This is a genomic window from Achromobacter anxifer, from assembly GCF_903652925.1.
In the GTDB taxonomy this organism is placed as follows: domain Bacteria; phylum Pseudomonadota; class Gammaproteobacteria; order Burkholderiales; family Burkholderiaceae_B; genus Achromobacter; species Achromobacter anxifer.
Window position 1 is genome coordinate 396,798 of sequence record NZ_CAHLAR010000003.1, and the last position, 19,419, is coordinate 416,216.

General features: G+C 68.7%; 18 protein-coding genes. 10 read left to right on the plus strand and 8 right to left on the minus strand.

Annotated features, from left to right (window positions below):
- Positions 1–17 precede the first annotated feature (17 nt).
- From HWY37_RS11050 to HWY37_RS11080, 7 genes are all read right to left on the minus strand, one after another.
- A complete protein-coding gene (locus HWY37_RS11050; RefSeq protein ID WP_175207917.1) occupies positions 18–1,100 on the minus strand; it encodes an ABC transporter substrate-binding protein in 1,083 nt (360 codons plus the stop codon).
- Between the two features lie 67 nt (positions 1,101–1,167).
- Positions 1,168–1,986, minus strand: a complete 819-nt coding sequence (locus tag HWY37_RS11055) for an ABC transporter permease (RefSeq protein ID WP_176088627.1) — start codon at positions 1,984–1,986, stop codon at positions 1,168–1,170.
- On the minus strand, positions 1,974–2,864 hold the full coding sequence (locus HWY37_RS11060; protein WP_246302256.1) for an ABC transporter permease: 891 nt from the start codon (positions 2,862–2,864) through the stop codon (positions 1,974–1,976). Before HWY37_RS11060 ends, HWY37_RS11055 begins: the two co-directional genes overlap by 13 nt.
- Before the next feature lies 1 nt (position 2,865).
- Positions 2,866–3,855, minus strand: a complete 990-nt coding sequence (locus tag HWY37_RS11065) for an alcohol dehydrogenase catalytic domain-containing protein (protein WP_176088628.1) — start codon at positions 3,853–3,855, stop codon at positions 2,866–2,868.
- A gap of 24 nt (positions 3,856–3,879) precedes the next feature.
- The gene (locus HWY37_RS11070) at positions 3,880–4,653 is read right to left on the minus strand and encodes an SDR family NAD(P)-dependent oxidoreductase (RefSeq protein WP_175207914.1); all 774 of its coding nucleotides are present in this window, start codon (positions 4,651–4,653) and stop codon (positions 3,880–3,882) included.
- 7 nt (positions 4,654–4,660) lie between these two features.
- Positions 4,661–5,974 carry a sulfopropanediol 3-dehydrogenase gene (hpsN, locus tag HWY37_RS11075; RefSeq protein ID WP_176088629.1) on the minus strand — a complete coding sequence of 438 codons (1,314 nt, stop codon included), beginning with the start codon at positions 5,972–5,974 and terminating at the stop codon, positions 4,661–4,663.
- Between the two features lie 28 nt (positions 5,975–6,002).
- On the minus strand, positions 6,003–7,055 hold the full coding sequence (locus HWY37_RS11080; RefSeq protein WP_175207912.1) for an ABC transporter substrate-binding protein: 1,053 nt from the start codon (positions 7,053–7,055) through the stop codon (positions 6,003–6,005).
- Between the two features lie 221 nt (positions 7,056–7,276).
- Here HWY37_RS11080 and HWY37_RS11085 point away from each other — a divergent pair, with 221 nt between their 5' ends.
- The 4 genes from HWY37_RS11085 to HWY37_RS11100 are packed head-to-tail and all read left to right on the plus strand — an operon-like array spanning position 7,277 to position 10,856.
- The gene (locus tag HWY37_RS11085) at positions 7,277–8,329 is read left to right on the plus strand and encodes a LacI family DNA-binding transcriptional regulator (protein ID WP_175207911.1); all 1,053 of its coding nucleotides are present in this window, start codon (positions 7,277–7,279) and stop codon (positions 8,327–8,329) included.
- A gap of 19 nt (positions 8,330–8,348) precedes the next feature.
- Complete coding sequence (locus HWY37_RS11090; RefSeq protein WP_176088630.1) at positions 8,349–9,272, plus strand: NAD(P)-dependent oxidoreductase; 924 nt, start codon at positions 8,349–8,351, stop codon at positions 9,270–9,272.
- Entirely contained in the window at positions 9,265–10,074 is an 810-nt protein-coding gene (locus tag HWY37_RS11095; RefSeq protein WP_175207909.1) for an ABC transporter permease, read from the plus strand. The genes HWY37_RS11090 and HWY37_RS11095 overlap by 8 nt, the downstream gene beginning before the upstream one ends.
- The gene (locus HWY37_RS11100; protein WP_176088631.1) at positions 10,062–10,856 is read left to right on the plus strand and encodes an ABC transporter permease; all 795 of its coding nucleotides are present in this window, start codon (positions 10,062–10,064) and stop codon (positions 10,854–10,856) included. The genes HWY37_RS11095 and HWY37_RS11100 overlap by 13 nt, the downstream gene beginning before the upstream one ends.
- 23 nt (positions 10,857–10,879) lie before the next feature.
- Here the strand turns inward: HWY37_RS11100 and HWY37_RS11105 are convergent, their stop codons facing one another.
- A complete protein-coding gene (locus HWY37_RS11105) occupies positions 10,880–11,599 on the minus strand; it encodes a GntR family transcriptional regulator (RefSeq protein WP_175207907.1) in 720 nt (239 codons plus the stop codon).
- A gap of 314 nt (positions 11,600–11,913) precedes the next feature.
- Between HWY37_RS11105 and HWY37_RS11110 the strand changes: the two genes are divergently transcribed.
- From HWY37_RS11110 to HWY37_RS11135, 6 genes are read left to right on the plus strand one after another with little or no spacing between them, the layout of a single operon-like run.
- The gene (locus HWY37_RS11110; protein ID WP_175207906.1) at positions 11,914–13,029 is read left to right on the plus strand and encodes a phosphotransferase; all 1,116 of its coding nucleotides are present in this window, start codon (positions 11,914–11,916) and stop codon (positions 13,027–13,029) included.
- 17 nt (positions 13,030–13,046) lie between these two features.
- Positions 13,047–14,339, plus strand: coding sequence for an aspartate aminotransferase family protein (locus HWY37_RS11115; protein ID WP_176088632.1), 1,293 nt, complete (start codon positions 13,047–13,049; stop codon positions 14,337–14,339).
- A gap of 53 nt (positions 14,340–14,392) precedes the next feature.
- Positions 14,393–15,988 (plus strand): ABC transporter substrate-binding protein, encoded by a 1,596-nt coding sequence (locus HWY37_RS11120; RefSeq protein WP_175209150.1) that lies wholly within the window; start codon positions 14,393–14,395, stop codon positions 15,986–15,988.
- 13 nt (positions 15,989–16,001) lie between these two features.
- Entirely contained in the window at positions 16,002–16,979 is a 978-nt protein-coding gene (locus HWY37_RS11125; RefSeq protein WP_175209151.1) for an ABC transporter permease, read from the plus strand.
- Positions 16,976–17,815: an ABC transporter permease gene (locus HWY37_RS11130; RefSeq protein ID WP_175209152.1), complete on the plus strand. Its 840-nt coding sequence runs from the start codon at positions 16,976–16,978 to the stop codon at positions 17,813–17,815. Before HWY37_RS11125 ends, HWY37_RS11130 begins: the two co-directional genes overlap by 4 nt.
- A gap of 2 nt (positions 17,816–17,817) precedes the next feature.
- Positions 17,818–19,416 (plus strand): ABC transporter ATP-binding protein, encoded by a 1,599-nt coding sequence (locus HWY37_RS11135; RefSeq protein ID WP_175209153.1) that lies wholly within the window; start codon positions 17,818–17,820, stop codon positions 19,414–19,416.
- Positions 19,417–19,419: the final 3 nt, after the last annotated feature.

Consider the following 19,419-nt stretch of genomic DNA (forward strand, 5'->3'; position numbering starts at 1 on the left):
GAGAACCCGCCGCCGGCCTACTTCGCGACGTCGGCGACGAAGGCCCTGAGCTTGGGATCGTCCTGGATCATCTGCAGATACTTGCCCGTGACCATGGTCTTGGGATCGGGGATCTTCTTGACCACGCCCACGGACACCATGAATTCCCCCACGCTGTTCCACCAGCCGACGATCTCGGACGTGCCGCCGGGCCCGGGCGCGAACAGCTTGGCCTGTTCCGCCAGGTCGAAGGCGGGACGGTCGCGCAGTTCCTGCTCCAGGTACTTGTCGGGGAACTTCACGCCCACGCTGCCGAAGAACTCCTTCAGATAGGCCCTCGCCTCTTCGGGATGCGCGCGCTGCCAAGCAACCGCGCGCAGGTACACCGCGAGGAAGCGCGCCACCTTGTCGGGATGCTGCCTGGCGAAGGCCGGCGTCGTGAACAGGTAGCTGTGGATGGGCATCTTCAGTTCGGCGCCGGTGCAGATCACCTGCGCGCCGATGGCCTCCTGCAGGATGTAGGTATTGGGCGCCCACACGGAGGAAATGTCGTACTTGCCGCTCATCACCGCGGCGTTGATGTCGGGCGGCGACAGGTTCACGAAACGGTAGTCGTCGGGCTTGAGGCCGAACTTCTTCGACAGGCATTCGGCCGCGCCCCACTGGCCGGTGGAATTGCTGGTGACGGGTATGGTCTTGCCCTTGAGCAGCGCCGGATTCTTCAGGTATTCGTCCGCGCGCTCCTTGGTCGCCATCAGGGTGATGATGGCGGCCTCGCCGTCGGCGATGCCTATGGTCTGCAGGCCGTACTTCGACGCGCCCAGCAGGGACGGGATGTTGCCCGCGCCGCCCACGTCCCAGGAGCCCGACGCGCCCGCCGCGATCTCCACCGCGCCGGAGGCGAAGGTCGAGATCTCGGGCTTCAGGCCCACCTCCTGCCACCAGCCCTTCTGGCTGGCGATGTACCACTCCAGCGCCCACCGCTGCGGCTGCTGCCCGATGCGGATGGTGAACAGTTCCCCGGCCGCCGGCGCGGCCTGCGCCGCCGCCTGTCCGGGTCCCCCCAGCCAGCACCCGATCAAGAGCGCTGCCAAGGCCTTGAGGCCTTTGTAATGTCTCATCTGTCTCTCTCCAATATGGAATGCCGCGTATGCACTGACTGCCCGTTCTTCCTCCTTTCCTTCCGTATCAGCGCGACCAGTCGCGCTGCACCCGCCGTTGCAGGGCGCGCATGCCGAAGTCGATGCCCGCGCCTATCAGACCGATGGTGATCATTCCGCTGATCACGATGGCCGGTTCCAGGTTGCTGCCACCCTGCACGATCATGTAGCCCAGCCCGGTGGAGCCCACGATCAGCTCCGCGCCGATCAGCGACTGCCAGCCGAATCCCGCGCCGACGCGGATGCCGGCGACGATGTGCGCCAGCGAGGCCGGCAGCAGGATCTCGGTCAGCGTGGTCCAGCGGCCTGCGCCCAGCATCTGGCCGGCCTCGATCAGGGCGCGGTCGATCTGCCTGGCGCCGCGGTAGGCGTTCAGCACGCAGGGCGCGAAGGTCCCGGCGAAGATCACCAGCGTGGGCGACAGGAAGCCGGTGCCGAACCAGAAGATCGCGAACGGCACCCAGGCAATCGGCGGAATGAAGCGGAACGCCTCGAATACCGGCCCCACCGCCCAATGCAGGGTCTTGAAGCGGCCCATGAACAGGCCCAGCGGCACGCCCAGCAGGACGGCGATGGAAAAGCTGATCAGGAACTTCTCCAGGCTGGCCAGCAAGTGCACCTGCAGCACCGAACCCGCATAGGGCTCGCGCGTGTGCTCGGCCATGCTGCGCAGCACGGTCAGCGGGCCCGGCAGGAAGGCCGGCGACACCAGGCCCAGACCCGACAGCAGCGCCCAGCCGCCGAACAGCGTGGCGATGCCCAGCGCCGGCATCAGCCAGCGCTCCGCCACGCGGCGCAAAAGCGCCTCGCGCGCGCCGCCGCGGCGAGCCGGGTTCAGGCTTTCCATGGCATCACCTTGCGTTCGACTTGCGCAAGCAGCACCGACATCAGCATGCCCATGACGGCCACGGCGGCCATGGCCACCACGATCATTCCCGAGTTCAGGTCGCGGGTGGCGATGATCAGCACATGGCCCAGCCCGACGAAGGAGCCGACCAGCTCCGCCGCCACCAGCACCATCCAGCAGGCCTGCAGCGAGGTCCGCAGGCCGGTGAAGATGGCGGGCAGCGCGCCGGGCACGATGACGTCCAGCAGCATCAGGCGGCCGGCCGCGCCGTTGACGCGCGCCGCCTGCAGCAGCGTGCTGTCGATATTGCGCACGCCGGTATGGGTATTGATCACTGTGGGCGCGAAGGCCGCCAGCCAGATGACGAAGACCTTGGCGCTGGTGCCCAGCCCGAACCACAGGATGGTCAGCGGAATCCAGGCGATGGGCGCGATGGGCCGGACGATCTGGAACACCGGATTGACGTAGGCCTCGACCAGCCGGCTCTGCCCCATCAGGATGCCCAGCGGCACGCCCGTCAGCGCCGCCGCCGCGAAGCCGTACAGCACCAACCCGGTGCTGGCGGCGATGTGCTGCAGCAGCGTGCCGTCGGCATAGCCATCTCCCGCGATCTCCCGCAAGGCGTCCCAGGCGTCGGCGGGCGACGGCAGCTGCACCGCGCTCAGCAGTTCCAGCGGTCCCGTGGCCAGATACCAGGCCAGCAGCAGCGCCGCGATCGACGCGCCGCTGACCAGCCAGCGCAGGGACAAGCGCCGCCGCGCCGGCGCGGGCGGATTCACGGGGGGCCTGGCGACGGTCATGGCGGCGCTCCGGTCGAGCAGGGCCAGGACGGCCGGGACGCCGGCGACGGCGCGGGGAGCAAGCGGGTGCCGGGCCATGTCAATGCGTCCTCAGCACGATCTTGGCCGACGCCGCGCGTCCGCCGTCCAGGTCGGAAAAGGCCTGCGCGCCCGCCCCCAGCGGACGCTCCTCGACCCAGGCCAGGTCGCCGAAGACGCCGCGGTGCAGCGCGTCCACCGTGGCGCTCAGGTCGGCGGTGGTGTAGGTGTAGGCCCCGATCAGCGTGATCTCGTCCAGCGTCAGGCGCCGCATGTCGATCTCGCTGGCCCAGTCCTGCAGGCCGATGTGCAGCATGACGCCACCCGGCTGCACCGCGGCCAGCGCGGCCGGGCGCGTGAGCTTGCCGCCCACCGCGTCCACCACCAGTTCGTAGGCGCCGGGAGCGGGCGCCGTCTCGCGCGGGTCGAAGACGATGCAGCCCGCATGCTTGCGCGCCGACTCGCGCCGCAGCGGATTGGTCTCGGCCAGGCTGACGCGGCACCCTTGGGCGCGCAGCAGCAGCGCCGTCAGCAGGCCGATGGCGCCGCCGCCCACCACCAGCGCGCGGGCTTCGGCCAGCGGGCGGAACAAGGCGCGCTGCGCCAGCGCCACGCCGTGCAGGGCCGTCGCCGCCGGTTCGGTCAGGGCGGCCGCGGCGGCCGGCATGTCCTGCGGCACCGGGATCAGGCAGCGCTCGGGGATGGCCATGAACTCGGCGAACGCGCCCGGGCGCGTCATGCCCACCATGCCGCGGTTGCGGCACAGGTTGTTGCGCCCCTGCACGCAAAAATCGCAATGGCCGCAATGGATCAGCGGATTGCCCGTCACGCGCTGGCCCGCGAGGCGACCGCCCACCAGCGTGCCGACGAACTCATGCCCCAGGATCAGCGGCGGATTGCGGCGCGGATCATGCCCGTGAAAGGCATGCATGTCCGAGCCGCAGATGCCCACGGCCTCGATGCGCAGCAGCGCGTCGCCGTCGCCCTGCGCGGGCTCGGGTTCATCGCGGTACATGAGCTGGCTGGGCGCGGTATAGACAAGGGCTTTCATGGCGGGACTCCGTGGAGATGCCGGTCAGCGGGCCGAAAAGCCGCCGTCGATGAACAGGGTCTGCCCGGTGATGTAGGCCGAGGCCTCGCTCGCCAGGAACACGGCGGCGCCGTGCAGGTCGTCCAGCCTGCCGTTGCGGCCGATCATGGTGCTGGCGGCCAACGCCTGCACCCGGGCGGGGTCGCTCATCACGGGCGCGGTCAGCGGCGTCTCGAAAAAGCCCGGCGCGATCGCGTTGCAGGTGACGCCGTGGCGCGACCAGTACTCGGCGATGGCGCGGGTCAGCTGCATCAGGCCGCCCTTGGAGGCGCCATAGGGCGCGCTGTCGGGGAAGGCGCGCACGCACTGCAGCGAGGTGATGTTGATGATGCGGCCCCAGCCGCGCTCGCGCATGGCCGGCGCCAGCGCGCGGGTCAGCAGGAACGGCGCGGTCAGGTTGATCGCCAGCGAGCGGTCCCAGTCTTCGTCGGCCGTGTCCTCGAAGGGCTTGCGCACATTGATGCCCGAGGCGTTGACCAGGATGTCGGGCGCGCCATAGGCCTCGCCGGCGCGGGCCGCGAAGCCGCGCAGCGCCTCGCGATCGGCCAGGTCGCAGGGCAAGGCGCTGGCGCGCAGGCCTTCGGCCTCGAACTCGCCCGCCGCGGCGGCCAGCTCCTGCTCGCGCCGCGCCACCAGCACCACGCTGGCGCCGGCGCGCGCCAGCGCCAGGCCGATGGCCTTGCCTATGCCGGAGCTGCCGCCGCTCACCAGCGCGACGCGGCCGTCCAGATTGAACAGGCGGGTCATGTCGTTGTGCATGATGGTGTCACTCCCGCACGGGTTCGCCCAGTTCGAACGATTCTTTGGGGAAGTACTTGGCCAGGCGGTCGTCCGCGGTGCGCGCATGCGCCTCCATGCCTTCCAGGCGCGAGATCCGGGCGGTCACCTGGGCGGTGTCGCGGCTGGCCTGGCGCGTCATGCGCTGCCAGGTCACGGTCTTGATGAACTTGTGCACGGACAGGCCGCCCGAATAGCGCGCCGCGCCCTTGGTGGGCAGGATGTGGTTGGTGCCACTGGCCTTGTCGCCGAAGGCCACCGTGGTTTCCTCGCCCAGGAACAGCGAGCCATAGCAAGTCAGGTTCCTGAACCACCAATCCAGGTCCTCGCAATGCACCTCCAGGTGCTCGCTGGCGTAGCGGTCGGAGACCTCCACCGCCTCTTCCCGCGTGTCGCACAGCACCACCTCGCCATAATCGCGCCAGGCGGCGCCGGCCGCGTCGCGGGCGGTCGGCGGCAAGGCCTCGATCAGCTCCGGCACGCGCCGCAGCACGGCCTCGGCCAGCTTGCGGTCGGTGGCGATGAGCCAGGCGGGCGACTCATGGCCGTGCTCGGCCTGCCCCACCAGGTCCGAGGCCACGATGGCCGGATCCGCCGAGGCGTCGGCGATGATGCAGACCTCGGACGGGCCGGCGAAGACGTCGATGCCCACGCTGCCGAACAACATGCGCTTGGCCTCGGCCACGAACTTGTTGCCCGGTCCGACGATGATGTCGGCCGGCTTGCCCGTGAACAGGCCGTAGGCCATGGCGGCGATTGCCTGCACGCCCCCCAGCGTCATGACCGCGTCCACGCCCGCCACCTTCATGGCATACAGCACCTGCGGATGGATGCCCTCGCCGCGATAGGGAGTGGAGCAGGCGATCACCGTGGGCACGCCCGCCGCCTTGGCGGTGGCGATGCTCATGTAGGCCGAGGCGATGTGCGCATAGCGCCCGGTCGGCACGTAGCAGCCGGCCACGTTGACCGGAATCAGCCGCTGCCCGGCGGTCAGGCCCGGCGCCAGCTCCAGCTCGAACTCGCGCACCGAGGCCATCTGCGCCTGCGCGAACTTGCGTACCTGGCCGGCGGCGAACTCGATGTCGCGCTTGATGCCCTCAGGGATGGCGGCGGTGCGCCGTTCGATCTCGGCGGCGCCGACCAGGATGTCGCCTTCCCATTTGTCCAGCCGCCGGGCGTAGTCGCGCACCGCGGCCTCGCCGCCGGACTTGATGTTCGCCAGCATCTCGGCGGCGACCTCGCGCGCGGCGGCCTCGTTGCCCTGGGGCTGCTTCGACGCGGACTTGAGCTTGCTTACTGCCATGGGAGTCTCCCGGATGGTTGGATGCGGCTCAGTTGGCGTTGTTGGCGAAGGTCTTGAGCGCGGGGGTCTGGTCGACGCGCTTCATGTAGTCGTCCGAGATATAGGTCTTGGGGTCCGGTACCTCGGCCAGCGTGCCCACGCTCTTCAGGTAGCCGGACAGGGCCTCGTAGGCGTTGTCCAGCGTGGACTTGCCGCCATTGCGCGCCATCAGCTTGAGCTGTTCGTCCAGCGTGAAGATGGGCCGCTCCAGCTCCTGGCCCAGGTAGCCGTCGTTCAGCTTGATGCCGTTGGCCTCGAACAGCTTGCGCAGATAGCCCATGGCCTCGGCCTTGTGGCTTTTCTCGAAGCTCACGGCCCGCAGGTACACGGCCAGGAACTTGGCCACCGCGTCCGGGTTCTGCTGCGCGAATTCGCCGCGCGCCACCAGCGCGCCGGGAATCATCACGCCCGCGTCCTTACCGTTGCACACGACTTCCGCGCCGATCTGCTCGTTCAGGGTGTAGAAGTTCGGCGCCCAGGTGCCGGCCAGCAGGCCGTTGCCGCCGGTATAGGCCGACACCAGCTGCGCCGGCGCCAAGGTCACCACGCTGACGTCGCTGCGCTGCATGCCCCATTTCTTCAGGCAGGCCATGGTGGCGTATTCGCCGGTGGAATTCGGGCTGAGCAGGATCTGCTTGCCCTTCACTTCCTTGGCGGCGTTGCTGCGCACGGCCGCGGCGTTTTCCTTGCGCGCCATCACGCCGTTGGCGGTCGATTCGTCGTTGGTGACGCCCAGCGTCACGATGCCGTAGCGCTGCGCGCCCAGCACCGCGGGCGGCGAGCCCGTGCCGCCCACGTCCCAGGACTTGGACGCGGCGCCCGCGATCTGCTGCGCGCCCGCCGGGTACACCACGAACTCCGGCTTCAGGCCCGCTTCGGCCCACCAGTTCTTTTCCGTGGCGATGTAGATCGGCAGCGCCCAATAGGCGATCTGGTAGCTGACCTTGATGGGCGTCGGCGCCTGGGCCGACACGGAGGGGCTCAACAGCAAGGCGCCCAGCGGCGCCAGGCACAGACCCAGGATGCGGGGGATTCTCGACATGCTTAGTCTCCAGATAGTGGACTCCGGTCTGCATGCGCGAGCTGCCGCGGCATTCCCCGGATAGCAGGCCCGGATCTGTGTCCGGACTCAAGTTTTGAAAGCGCATACAAAGAATAAGCGCGCAAGAATCCCATTCAACCCCGAGAAAACCCTAGAGATAGACCACGGCGTTTCAATAACTGTATATTCACACCATCAAATTTCTGAAAGCGCTTTCAAAAATGAAGCGAAAGTCCGCTCCCCTACCCGGGGACACCCTGAAGTCGATTGCCGCCAGCGGCGGCATCTCCTCGGCCACCTTGTCGCGGGTGTTGAACCACCCTGAAAAAGTGCGGCCGGACCTGCGCGCCCGCGCCATGGCGCTGCTGGCGGAAGCGGGCTATGTGCCGCACGGCGCCGCGCGTTCGCTGGCTTCGCGCAAGACCCGCACCATGGGCGCCATCATCCCCACCGTGGACAGCGCCCTGTTCGCCAAGCTGGTCGACGGCATGCAGCAGACGATCCATGAACACGGCTACCAGCTGCTGCTGGCCAGCACCAACTACAGCCCTGCGCGCGAAGCGGGCGAAGTGCGCGCGCTGATCGAGCGCGGCGTGGACGCCATGATGCTGGTCGGGCGCAGCCGCGACCCGGAGCTTTACGAACTGCTGCATTCCAAGGGCATCCCCTTCGTCACCACCTGCCACTACGACGCGGCCGATCCCTGGCCCATGGTGGGCTGGGACAACGCCGCGGCGGCGCAACGCATCGCCGACTACCTGCTGGACATCGGCCACCGCCGCCTCGGCGTGATCGCCGGCATCTCCAAGGACAACGACCGCGCCGCCGACCGCGTGGCCGGCTTCACGCGCGCGCTCAAGCGCCGCGGCGTCGAACTGCCGCCGCAATACGTCATCGAAAAGCCCTACACCGTGCCGGAAGCCCGCCGCGCCATGGCCGCCCTGCTGCGCCTGCCCGAACCGCCCACCGCGGTCATGTGCGGCAACGACATCCTGGCCTACGGCGCGCTGCAGGAATGCCTGTGGCAGAACCTGCGCGTGCCCGAGCAGATCTCGATCACGGGTTTCGACAACATCGAAATGGCGGCCCATTGCCGGCCCGGCATCACCACCCTGAACGTGCCGGCCTTCGACCTGGGCCAGCGCGCCGCCAACATCCTGCTGGCGGCCGACGCCGACACGCCGCCCGAGAACGTCTGCATCGAACTGGAACTGATCGTCCGCGACACCACCGCGCCGCCAAGCAGCAGCACCAGCGCGCGCCACGGCAGCTGACCACACTGGAGCAAGCCCCATGGAACACACCGAATCACCCCGCATCGCATTCCTGGGCCTGGGCGTCATGGGGAGCGCAATGCTGCGCAACCTGGCCGCGCAGGGGTATGCCGTAGCAGGCTACGACGTTGTTCCCGCGGCCATGGACCGCCTGGCCGATACCGGCTACCGGCGGGCGGCTTCGCCGCTGGACGCCGCGCGCGGCTGCGACGTGGCGATCACCATGCTGCCGACCTCGGCCCATGTGCGCGAGGCCCTGTTCGGCGCCGAGGGCGCGGCGGCGGGCCTGAACCCGGGCGCGCTGGTGATCGAGATGAGCACCGGCGACGCCGTCGAGACCGACCGCATCGCCGCCGACCTCGCCGCGCTGGGCCTGCGCTGCATCGACGCGCCGGTGGGACGCACCCCGCGCGAGGCCGCGCTGGGCAAGGCGCTGATCATGGCCGGCGGGGCGCAGGCGGACTTCGACCAGGCGACGCCGATCTTCGCCGCCATGGCCGACGAGATCGTGCACGTGGGCGCCTTCGGCTCGGGCATCCGGCTCAAGCTGGTCAACAACTACATGTCCATGGTCGGCATGGTGCTGACGGGCGAAGCGCTGATGTTCGCGGCCAAGCTCGGACTGGACCGCGCCACCGTCGTCAAGGTGCTGTCCAACACCACCGCCGGGCGCGGCCAGCTGCTGACGAATTTTCCGGGCAAGGTGCTGGCGGGCGACATCAGCCCCGACTTCCCCATGCGCATGGGCTACAAGGACATCAACCTGGCCATGAGCCTGGCGGCCTCGGTGGGCGCGCCGCTGGGGCTGGGCGGCTACGCCCGCGAGATGTTCGCGCTGGCCAAGTCCTGGGGCCGGCAGGAACAGGACTGCACCGCCATGCTGCTGCTGCTCGAAGACGTGGCCCACCTGGATCGCGACTGCGCGGAGCCCGGCCATGGGTGAGCACATCGCAACCCTGCCCGCGCGCCGGCCGCGCGCCTCGCGCCGCCGCGTCACCGTGGGCGTGGCCGCCGTCGCCATCGTCTTCGCCGCCTGGTGGATCGTGTCTGCGCTGGGCCTGGTCAACGGCGCGCGCTTTCCCACGCCGCTCACCACCTGGCAGGCCGCCGTGCAGCTGTCGCGCGACTCCGGCTACGCCGGCGGCACGCTGTTCCAGCACATCGGCCACAGCCTGCGCCTGGTGTTCCTGGGCTTTCTGGTCGCCATCGGCACCGGCGTGCCGCTGGGCCTGCTGATGGGATTCAGCAAGCGCATCGACGCCTTGGTCGGGCCGGTGTTCTCGCTGCTGCGGCCGATTCCGCCGCTGGCCTGGATTCCGCTGGCCATCCTGTGGCTGGGGCTGGGCGACTCGGCGAAGATCTTCCTGATCTGGGTGTCTTCGTTCACGCCCGCCGTCATCAACACCTATGCGGGCGTGCGCAATATCGATCCCACGCTGATCGAGGCCGCGCGCGTGCACGGCGCGGGCGGTCCGCTGCGCATGCTGCGCGAGGTGCTGGTTCCGGGCTCCATGCCGATGATATTCACCGGCCTGCGCCTGTCGCTGCAGACCGCCTGGATGACGCTGGTGGCGGCGGAGCTGATCGGCGCCTTCATCGGCCTGGGCAAGGTGCTGGACACCGCCGCGCTGGACATCCGGCCCGGCATGATCCTCTACGCCATGGTGTGGGTGGGCCTATTGGGCGCGGTGATGACGCGCGCACTGGAATGGATCGAAAAGAGGGCATTGCCATGGCTACGCTGACACGCACCTCGGGCGACTCGCCCGCCTTCACCTTCGGCCTGTCCTGCCTGGGGTTGGCCGGATTCCTCCTGGCCTGGCACCTGCTGAGCATGAGCGGCGTGTTCCCGCCCAACTACCTGCCCGGCCCCCTGGCCGTGCTGCGCACCATCGCGCAATACAGCAGCGAGCCCTATTCCGGCGCCACGCTCTGGACGCACCTGGGCGCCAGCCTCTACCGCTTCGCCTGCGGCTTCCTGCTGGCGGCGGCCATCGGCATACCGCTGGGACTGCTGATGGGCTGGTACCGCTGGCTGGACGACGTGGTCAGCCCCTTCTTCGACGCGCTGCGCTTCGTCGCGCCCATCGCCTGGGTGCCGTTCGCCGGCCTGTGGTTCGGCACCGGCATCGGCGGCCCCACCCTGATCATCTTCGCCGGCGCCTTCCCGCCCTGCCTGATCAGCGCCTACCGCGGCGCCAAGTTCGTCGACACGCGCCTGCTCGAAGCCTCGCGCACCCTGGGCGCGAGCGGCCCGCGCATCGTGGCCGAAGTGCTGCTGCCGGCCTCGCTGCCTTCCATCCTGGCGGGCCTGCGCGTCAGCGCCGGCATAGGCTGGCAATCGCTGGTGGGCGCGGAACTGATCGTGGTGGGCAACGGCATCGGCTACATGATGGTGCAGGGCCAGCTCAACGTCGCCACCAACATCGTCATGGCCGGCATGATCGCCATCGGCATCGTCGGCATCTGCATCGACCTGGCCCTGCGCATGTTCGAGCAGCGGCTGAAGGCGCGCTGGGGACGCTGAACGCGCCGTGGCGGCGGGCGTGGTCAGGCGGCAGGCGGCGTTGCGGCGGGCGGCGTTTCAGCCTGCCGCAGTTTGTAGTCCAGGATGGGCTGGCCGCCCGACAGGATGTCGGTCTGCATGGCGATGCGCGCGGCCTGCGGATCCTTGTTGCGGATCGCCGCCATCAGCGGGTAGTGGCCGTCGATCATGTCGCGCCCGCCTTCGGCATAGATCTGCGCGATCAGCGGCCCCATCTTCAGCCACAGCCGCTGCAGGATTTCCAGCATGGTCGGCATGCGGGCGATCTTGCAGTACTCGAAATGGAAGCGCTGATTCAGGCCCACCGCGGTGCGGATGTCCTGGGTCTTGAGCGCGTCCTCGTTGGCCTGCACCATGGCTTCCAGCCGCGCGATGTCCTCGGGCGTGGCGTTCTGCGCGGCGCGGGCGGCGGCCATGCCTTCCAGTTCCAGGCGGATGTCGCGGATCTCCAGGTACTCCGCCGTACTGACCTCGTAGACCCGGATGTCGCGCGCGCTGCGCATGACCAGCGCCCCGTCCTGCACCAGGCGCAGGATCGCGTCGCGCACCGGCGTGACGCTGACGCCCATGGTTTCGGCCAGTTCCCGGATGCGCAACCGGTCTCCCGGGCGCAGCCTGCCCTCCATCAGCGCCTGCGCCAGCCTCTGATAGACGAGCGCGCCCAGGCTCCCGTATTCCAGCTGGGAAAAGGCGGCGGCGGTCTGCGAGTCGGGGGTTTGCGTCATTGTTATTGGAGGATGGGCGCGTGGCAGGGATGAAGACGATACGACAAAGCTCCGGCGGCCGCCTAAGGCGGTAGCCGCCGGTTCAGGATATTTTCAACATGATGCATCATAAATCGTAAAAAATCCTGGGCCGGCGCTGTTCAGGCTCGAATTTCAGACTGGCGATTGCTTTTCAGGCCAATCCTCATGGCAGCCTGGCGCCATAAATAAATCAATAACTCCTTGATTATTCTTTAATTTTCCAAAATTTCGAAAGAACAGGCCCGACTTCCTGCTCGGGTAATCACTGATTCGGCACATTCAGCACTTGATGCATGATGCATCATCCTGAACCAACGATCCCGCCCAACACCGTGCCGGCACACCCCCTGCCTACCGTCGAATCCGCCGCGCTCACCGAAGCCCTGCTGACCACTTCACCGCCCGCCGTGACCGTGGAGGAAGCCGCCGCCGTGGCGCGGGTCCGCTATGGCGCCGGCGCCGGCTGCCAGTTGCTGGCAGGCGAACGCGACCGCAATTTCCGCGTGCGCCGCGCCGATGGCTCGTCGCTGACGCTGAAGTTCATCAACGCGGCCGAAACCGTGGCCGAAACGGAAATGCAGATCGCCGTGCTGCGCCACCTGGCCGGCCGCTGCGCCGTGCCGGTGCCGGCGCACCACGCCCCCCAGGGCCTGGACGCCGACTGGCTGTCGCACCAGCCGCCCGGCGCGGGCGAGTCCGCCGTGCGGGTACGCGCCTACAGCTTCCTGGAGGGCGAGCCCGGCTCGGCCTTGCGCGCCGAACCCGTTGCCTGGACCGCCCTGGGCCGCGCCGCCGGCGAACTGGACGCGGCGTTAGCTGATTTTTCGCACCCGGCCGCGGGACGCCGCTTCCTCTGGAACGTGTGCGAGGCGCCCTCCATGCGCCCGCTGCTCGACGCGGTCGAAGACCGCGACCATCGCCACGCCCTTGGCGAATTCCTGGGCCTGTACGCCATCCATACCGCGCCGCGGCTGCAAGGGCTGCCGCAGCAGATCATCCACAACGACCTGTCGGCCAGCAATCTGCTGACCGATGCGGGCGGCCTGGCCGTGGCCGGCGTGCTCGACTTCGGCGACATGGTGCAGGCGCCGCGCATCGCTGAAATCGCCATCGCCGCCTCCTACCAGATGACCCAGACCGACGCGCCGATGCGCGTGCTGGACTGCATGCTGGACGGCTACGCCTCAGTGCTGGCGCTGAGCGCGCAAGAGCGCGAGCTGACGCTGGACCTGGTGCTGGCGCGGCTGGCGCAGCGCATGGTCATCACCGCCTGGCGCGCGCGCCAATTCCCCGGCAACCGCGACTACATCCTGCGCAGCCACGCCGCCGCCACCCGCTTGTTCGACGCCCTGATAGGCCCCTGGAAAGACGGGCGCGATGCGCGCGCGTCCGCTTCCGCTTCCTTCTGACCGCCACGGATACCGCCATGTCCCAGGATCTCTCCGCCCCCACCTCCACGTCCGGCGAACTGCTGGCGCGCCGCCGCCGCGCGCTGGGCGCGGCCTACCGGCTGTTCTACGACGAGCCCGTGCATCCGGTGCGCGGCGAGGATGTCTGGCTGGAAGACGCGCAAGGCAAACGCTATCTGGACGCCTACAACAACGTGCCCGTGGTCGGCCATGCGCATCCCGGTGTGGTCGAGGCGCTGGCGCGGCAGGCGGCGGTGCTGAACACCCACACCCGCTATCTGCACGAAGGCGTGGTCGAGTACGCGGAGCGGCTGCTGGCCTTGTTCCCCGCGGGCCTGGACAACGCCATGTTCACCTGCACCGGCAGCGAGGCCAACGACCTGGCGCTGCGCGTCGCGATCGAGGCCACCGGCCGCACGGGCTTCATCGTCACCCGCAACGCCTATCACGGCGTGACGCGCTCGCTGGCGGACATGTCACCGTCGCTGCGCCCCGTGGCCAGCCATGTGCGCACGGTGCCGCCGCCCGACAGCTACCGCGGCGACCCGGCGCTGGCCGCCTTGCGCTTCGCCGAGGCCGTCGAGGCCGCCGCCGACGAACTGGCCCAGGCCGGCACGCCCGCGGCCGCGCTGATGGTCGACACCGTGTTCGCCAGCGACGGCATCCACACTGAATCGAACCAGGCGCTGGCGCTGGCCGCGGCCGCCATCCGGCGGCGCGGCGGCCTGTTCATCGCCGACGAAGTCCAGGGCGGCCTGGCCCGCACCGGACAATCCTGGTGGGCCTTCGAACGCGACGACGTGCTGCCCGACATGGTGTCGCTGGGCAAGCCCATGGGCAACGGCCATCCGATAGGCGCGCTGGTGCTGCGCTCGGACCTGGTAGAAGAATTCGGCCGCAAGTGCCGCTACTTCAATACCTTCGGCGGCAACACGGTCTCGGCCGCCGTGGGGCTGGCGGTGCTGGACGCGCTGCAGGCCATGGACGCGCCCAAGCGCGTGGCGGACGTGGGCGCGCACCTGGAGGCCGGCCTGCGCCGCCTCGCCGCGGCCCATCCCATCATCGGCGACGTGCGCGGCCGCGGCCTGTACTGGGGCGTGGAACTGGTGGACGCGCGCCGTCCCGCCGAGCCCGCGCCCGCCGTCGCGGCGGCCCTGGTCAACGGCCTGCGCCACGCCGGCGTGCTGATCGGCGCCAGCGGCCCCCAGGCCAACGTATTGAAGATCCGCCCTCCGCTCACTTTCCAGAAGGCCCACGCGGACCTGCTGTTGCAAGCCCTGGAACAGCAATGCGCCGCCGCGCGGCCCTGAGGCATCGGGACCGCCGTCTCGCAGACTCCACGCTACAGAAAGGAAAAAAGAAAATGAAGCAGCTTCCACCCAAGATGAAATCGATCCTCGGCCAACTCGCCCTGGGCGCCGCGCTCATGGCCTCGGCCGCGTCCGGCGTGCACGCGCAGACGCGCGGCGGCACCCTGAACGTCATCCTCAACCCCGAACCGCCCACGCTGATCTACGGCCTGAACCAGCAGACGCCCACGCAGATCGCCGCGGGCAAGATCTATGAAGGCCTGCTGACCTATGACTTCGACCTGACGGCCAAGCCGTCGCTGGCGAAGTCCTGGGAGATCTCGCCCGACGGCCTGGTCTACACCTTCCATCTGCAGCAAGGCGTGACCTGGCACGACGGCAAGCCTTTCACGTCCGAAGACGTGCGCTTCTCGTTGCAGGACTACCTGCCGCAGACCCACCCGCGCGCCCGCGGCAATCTGTCGCACGTGGCCAGCATCGAAACGCCCGACGCCAACACGGTCAAGATCACGCTGAAGGAGCCCTACGCGCCCTTCCTCAACGCCTTCGAGGTGTCGAGCGCGCCCATCATGCCGGCCCACCTCTACAAGGGCACGGACTTCCGCAACAACCCCGCCAACCAGACGCCGATCGGCACGGGCCCCTTCAAGTTCAAGGAATGGAAGCGCGGGCAGTACGTGCAGCTGGTGCGCAACGAAGCCTATTGGCAGGCCGGCCTGCCCTACCTGGACAACGTCTATTTCCAGGTCATCCCTGACTCCGCCTCGCGCCTGCTGGCGCTGGAGAACGGCTCGGTGCAGGTCGCCAGCTTCGGCGACATCGACTTCGCCTTCCTGCCGCAGATCAAGGCCAACCCGGCGCTGGAAGTCACCACCAAGGGCTATGAATTCGCCGGCCCGTTGTCATGGATCGAACTGAACCATCGCGTCAAGCCACTGGACGACAAGCGCTTCCGCCAGGCGATCCAGTACGCCATCGACCGCGACTTCATCGCCAAGCGCATTTTCTTCGGCGCCGCCAAGCCCGCCACCGGCCCGATCTCGTCGGTGACGAGCTTCTACGATCCCAACATCCCGCAATACAAGTACGACCCGAAGAAGGCCATCGCCCTGCTCGACGAGATGGGCCTCAAGCCCGACGCCAACGGCAAGCGCGTTTCGCTGCGGCTGCTGGGCCTGCCCTACGGCGACACCTGGAACAAGGTGTCCGAATACGTCAAGAACTCGCTGGCCAAGGTCGGCATCGACGTGGTGCTGGAAAGCACGGACGCCGGCAACTGGGCGCGCCGCTACGCCAACTGGGACTTCGACATGACGGTCACCTACCTGTATCAGTACTCGGACCCCGCCCTGGGCGTGGACCGCAGCTACCGGTCGGACAACATCCGCCAGGGCGTCTACGGCACCAACATCTCGGGCTACACCAACCCCGAGCTGGACAAGGTGTTCAGCGCCGCCTCGCTCGAAACCGACAAGCAGAAGCGCCAGCAGCTCTACACCCAGGCCGCCACCACGCTGGCGGAAGATGCGCCGTCGGCCTGGCTGGTGGAGCTGTCGTTCCCGACCATCACCAGCAAGTCCGTCAAGAACGTGACGACTTCGGCCATCGGCGTCGCCGAGACCTTCGCCACGACCTACATCCAGAAGTAAGGGGAGGCAGGCCATGAAGTCCCTGCTGGCGGTCGCGTCCGTCCTGATCAAGTCCATCACGGTGCTGCTGGCCGTGGCGGTCATCAACTTCATGCTGGTGCGGATGGCGCCGGGCGATCCCGTCAGCGTCCTCGCCGGCGAGGCGGGCGCCTCCGACCAGCACTACATCGACCAGCTGCGCAAGGAGTTCAAGCTGGACAAGCCGCTGCCGGTGCAGCTGGCCGGCTACCTGGGCTCCATGGCGACCCTGAACCTGGGCTTCAGCTACCGCCAGCAGCAGCCGGTGTGGGACCTGATCGCGGACCGCCTGCCCGCCACGCTGGTGCTGGCCATCCCCGCGTTCCTGCTGTCGCTGCTGGGCGGCGTGCTCTTGGGGGTGCTGGCCAGCAAGTACCGGGGCACCTGGAAGGATTCCGCCATCACGGCGGGATCGCTGGCCTTCTATGCCACGCCCATCTTCTGGGTGGGGCTGATGCTGGTGCTGCTGTTCTCGGTGCAGCTGGGCTGGTTTCCGCCCTTCGGCCTGGAAGCCATGGGTTCCGGCAAGAGCGGCCTGGCGCGCGCGCTGGACATCGCCCACCACGCCGTGCTGCCGGTGCTGACGCTGGCGGCGTTCAATCTTGCGCTGTATGCCCGCATGACGCGGGCCTCGATGAACGAGGTGCAGACCGCCGACTTCGTCAAGACCGCCTGGGCCAAGGGCCTGTCGCCGTCGCGCGTGGTCTGGGTGCACCAGCTGCGCAACGCCGTGCTGCCGGTCATCACCCTGGCCGGCATCCAGGCCGGGCAGCTGATCGGCGGCTCGGTGCTGGTGGAGACGGTGTTCGCCTGGCCCGGCATCGGCCGCCTGGCGTTCGACGCGCTGATGCAGCGCGACTACCAGGTGCTGCTGGGCGTGTTCTTCTGCACTTCGCTGATGGTGGTCGCGTTCAACCTCATCACCGACCTGATGTACCTGCTGATCGATCCCCGTATGCGGAGCGCTGCATGAAAGGCCTGTCCAAACGTTTTGCCAAGAACATCGGCGCCGTCGCGGGCTTGCTGGTGCTGTGCCTGATCGTGCTGATGGCGCTGGGCGCCAACGGCCTGTATCCGGAAAATCCGTGGGATCCCTCGGTCGCGCCCTTCCTCAAGCCCCTGCAGGAAGGCGGCGTGTGGCTGGGATCGGACTCGCTGGGACGCGACATCGCGTCCGGCATCGTGCACGGCGCGCGCGCCTCGCTGCTGGTGGGCTGCGTCGCCACCGCCGTGGCGCTGGTGATCGGGCTGGCCGTGGGCATCCCCGCAGGATTCCTGGGCGGGCGCAGCGACGAGATCCTGATGCGCCTGACCGAGATCTTCCAGACCATCCCCAGTTTCTTCTTCGCCATCGTGCTGGTGGCCATCTTCCAGCCTTCGTTCGCCTCGGTGATCGCGGCGGTGGGGCTGGTGAGCTGGCCGCCGGTGGCGCGGCTGGTGCGGGCCGAATTCATGCGCGTGAAGTCCAGCGAATTCGTCGAGGCCGCGCGCGTGCAGGGCCTGTCGAACCTGCGCATCGTCATGGCCGAGATCCTGCCCAACTGCCTGTCGCCGCTGATCGTAATGGCCTCGCTCATGGTGGCCAACGCCATCCTGCTGGAAAGCGCCATCAGCTTCCTGGGCCTGGGCGATCCCAACCTGATGAGCTGGGGCTACATGGTGGGCGCGTCGCGCTCGCTGCTGCGCCTGGCGTGGTGGATGTGCCTGTTCCCCGGGCTGGCCATCTTCCTGACCGTGCTGGCGATCAACCTGGTGGGCGAAGGCCTCAACGACGCGCTCAATCCGCGTCTGCACCGCAAGGGACAATAACCGTGAACGGCCTGCTCCAGATCGAAGACCTGTCCATCAAGCTGCCCGCCGGCGCCGACCGGCCCTATGCCGTCGAAGGCGTCAGCCTGGACATCGCGCCCGGCGAAATCGTCTGCGTGGTGGGCGAATCCGGCTCGGGCAAATCCACCCTGGCCCATGCCGTGCTGAGCCTGCTGCCGCGCGGCGTGAGCGTCAGCGGCGGCGCGATACGGCTGGACGGCCAGGCCCTGACCGGCCTGGGCCTGAACGCCCTGCGCAAGATCCGCGGCAAGCGCATCGCCATGGTGTTCCAGGAGCCGCTCAGCGCCCTGAACCCGCTGATGCGCTGCGGCGACCAGATCGTCGAAATGCTGCGCGAGCATGGCGCGGCCGACGCCGCGCAGAACGCCGAGCGCCTGGCCGCGCTGCTGGTGTCGGTGGGGCTGGAAGACCACCGCCGCATCGCGGACTCCTATCCCTTCCAGCTGTCCGGCGGCCAGCGCCAGCGCGTCATGATCGCCATGGCGCTGGCGCTGGAACCCGAGATCCTTATCGCCGACGAGCCGACCACGGCGCTGGACGTGACCACCCAGGCCCAGATCCTGGCGGTGCTGCTGGACATCCAGAAGCGCAAGAACCTGGGCGTGCTGTTCATCACCCACGACTTCGGCGTGGTGTCCGAGATCGCCGACCGCATCGTGGTCATGAAGGACGGCCGCGTGGTCGAGACCGGTGCCGCCGCGCAGGTGCTCAACCAGCCCCAGGCCGACTACACCCGGCGCCTGCTGGCGGCGGTGCCCTCTTCCGTGCCGCCCGCCCCGACTCCGGTGGCGGCGCAGGCGCTGCTGTCGGTGAGCGGGCTGCGCAAGACCTACGTGCGCAAGGGCGGACTGTTCAAGCCGGCGCGCCAATTCCCGGCGGTGCGCGACGTCAGCTTCGAGATCGCCCGCGGCGAGACCGTGGGCCTGGTCGGCGAATCCGGCTCGGGCAAATCGACCATAGGCCGCATCGTCGCCGGCCTGATCGCCGCCGATGGCGGTTCGGTGCGCCTGAAGGGCGCCGAGCTGACGGCGCGCGGCGCCTTCGACGACGTCGCCGTGCGGCGCTCGGTGCAGATGGTGTTCCAGGATCCCTACGGTTCGCTCAACCCGCGCCACCGCGTCGCCACCATCCTGACCAGCGGCCTGGTGGCCCAGGGCGTGCCGCGCGAACAGGCGTTGCGCCGCGCGCGCGAGCTGATGGAACTGGTGCGGCTGGACGCCTCGGCGCTGGACCGCTATCCGCACGAATTCTCGGGCGGCCAGCGCCAGCGGCTGGGCCTGGCCCGCGCCATCGCGGCCCAGCCCGAACTCATCATCGCCGACGAACCGGTGTCGGCGCTGGACGTGTCGGTGCAGGACCAGGTGCTGACGCTGCTGAAGGAACTGAAGGACAAGCTGCACCTGTCGATGCTGTTCATCACCCACGACCTGCGCGTGGCGGCCCAGCTGTGCGACCGCATCGTGGTGCTGCAGCAAGGCGCCATCGTCGAGCAAGGCCCCGCGGCGCAGGTGCTGCAGGCGCCGTCGCACCCCTACACGCGGCAGCTGATCGACGCGGTGCCGGGCCGCCAGTGGAAATAGGCC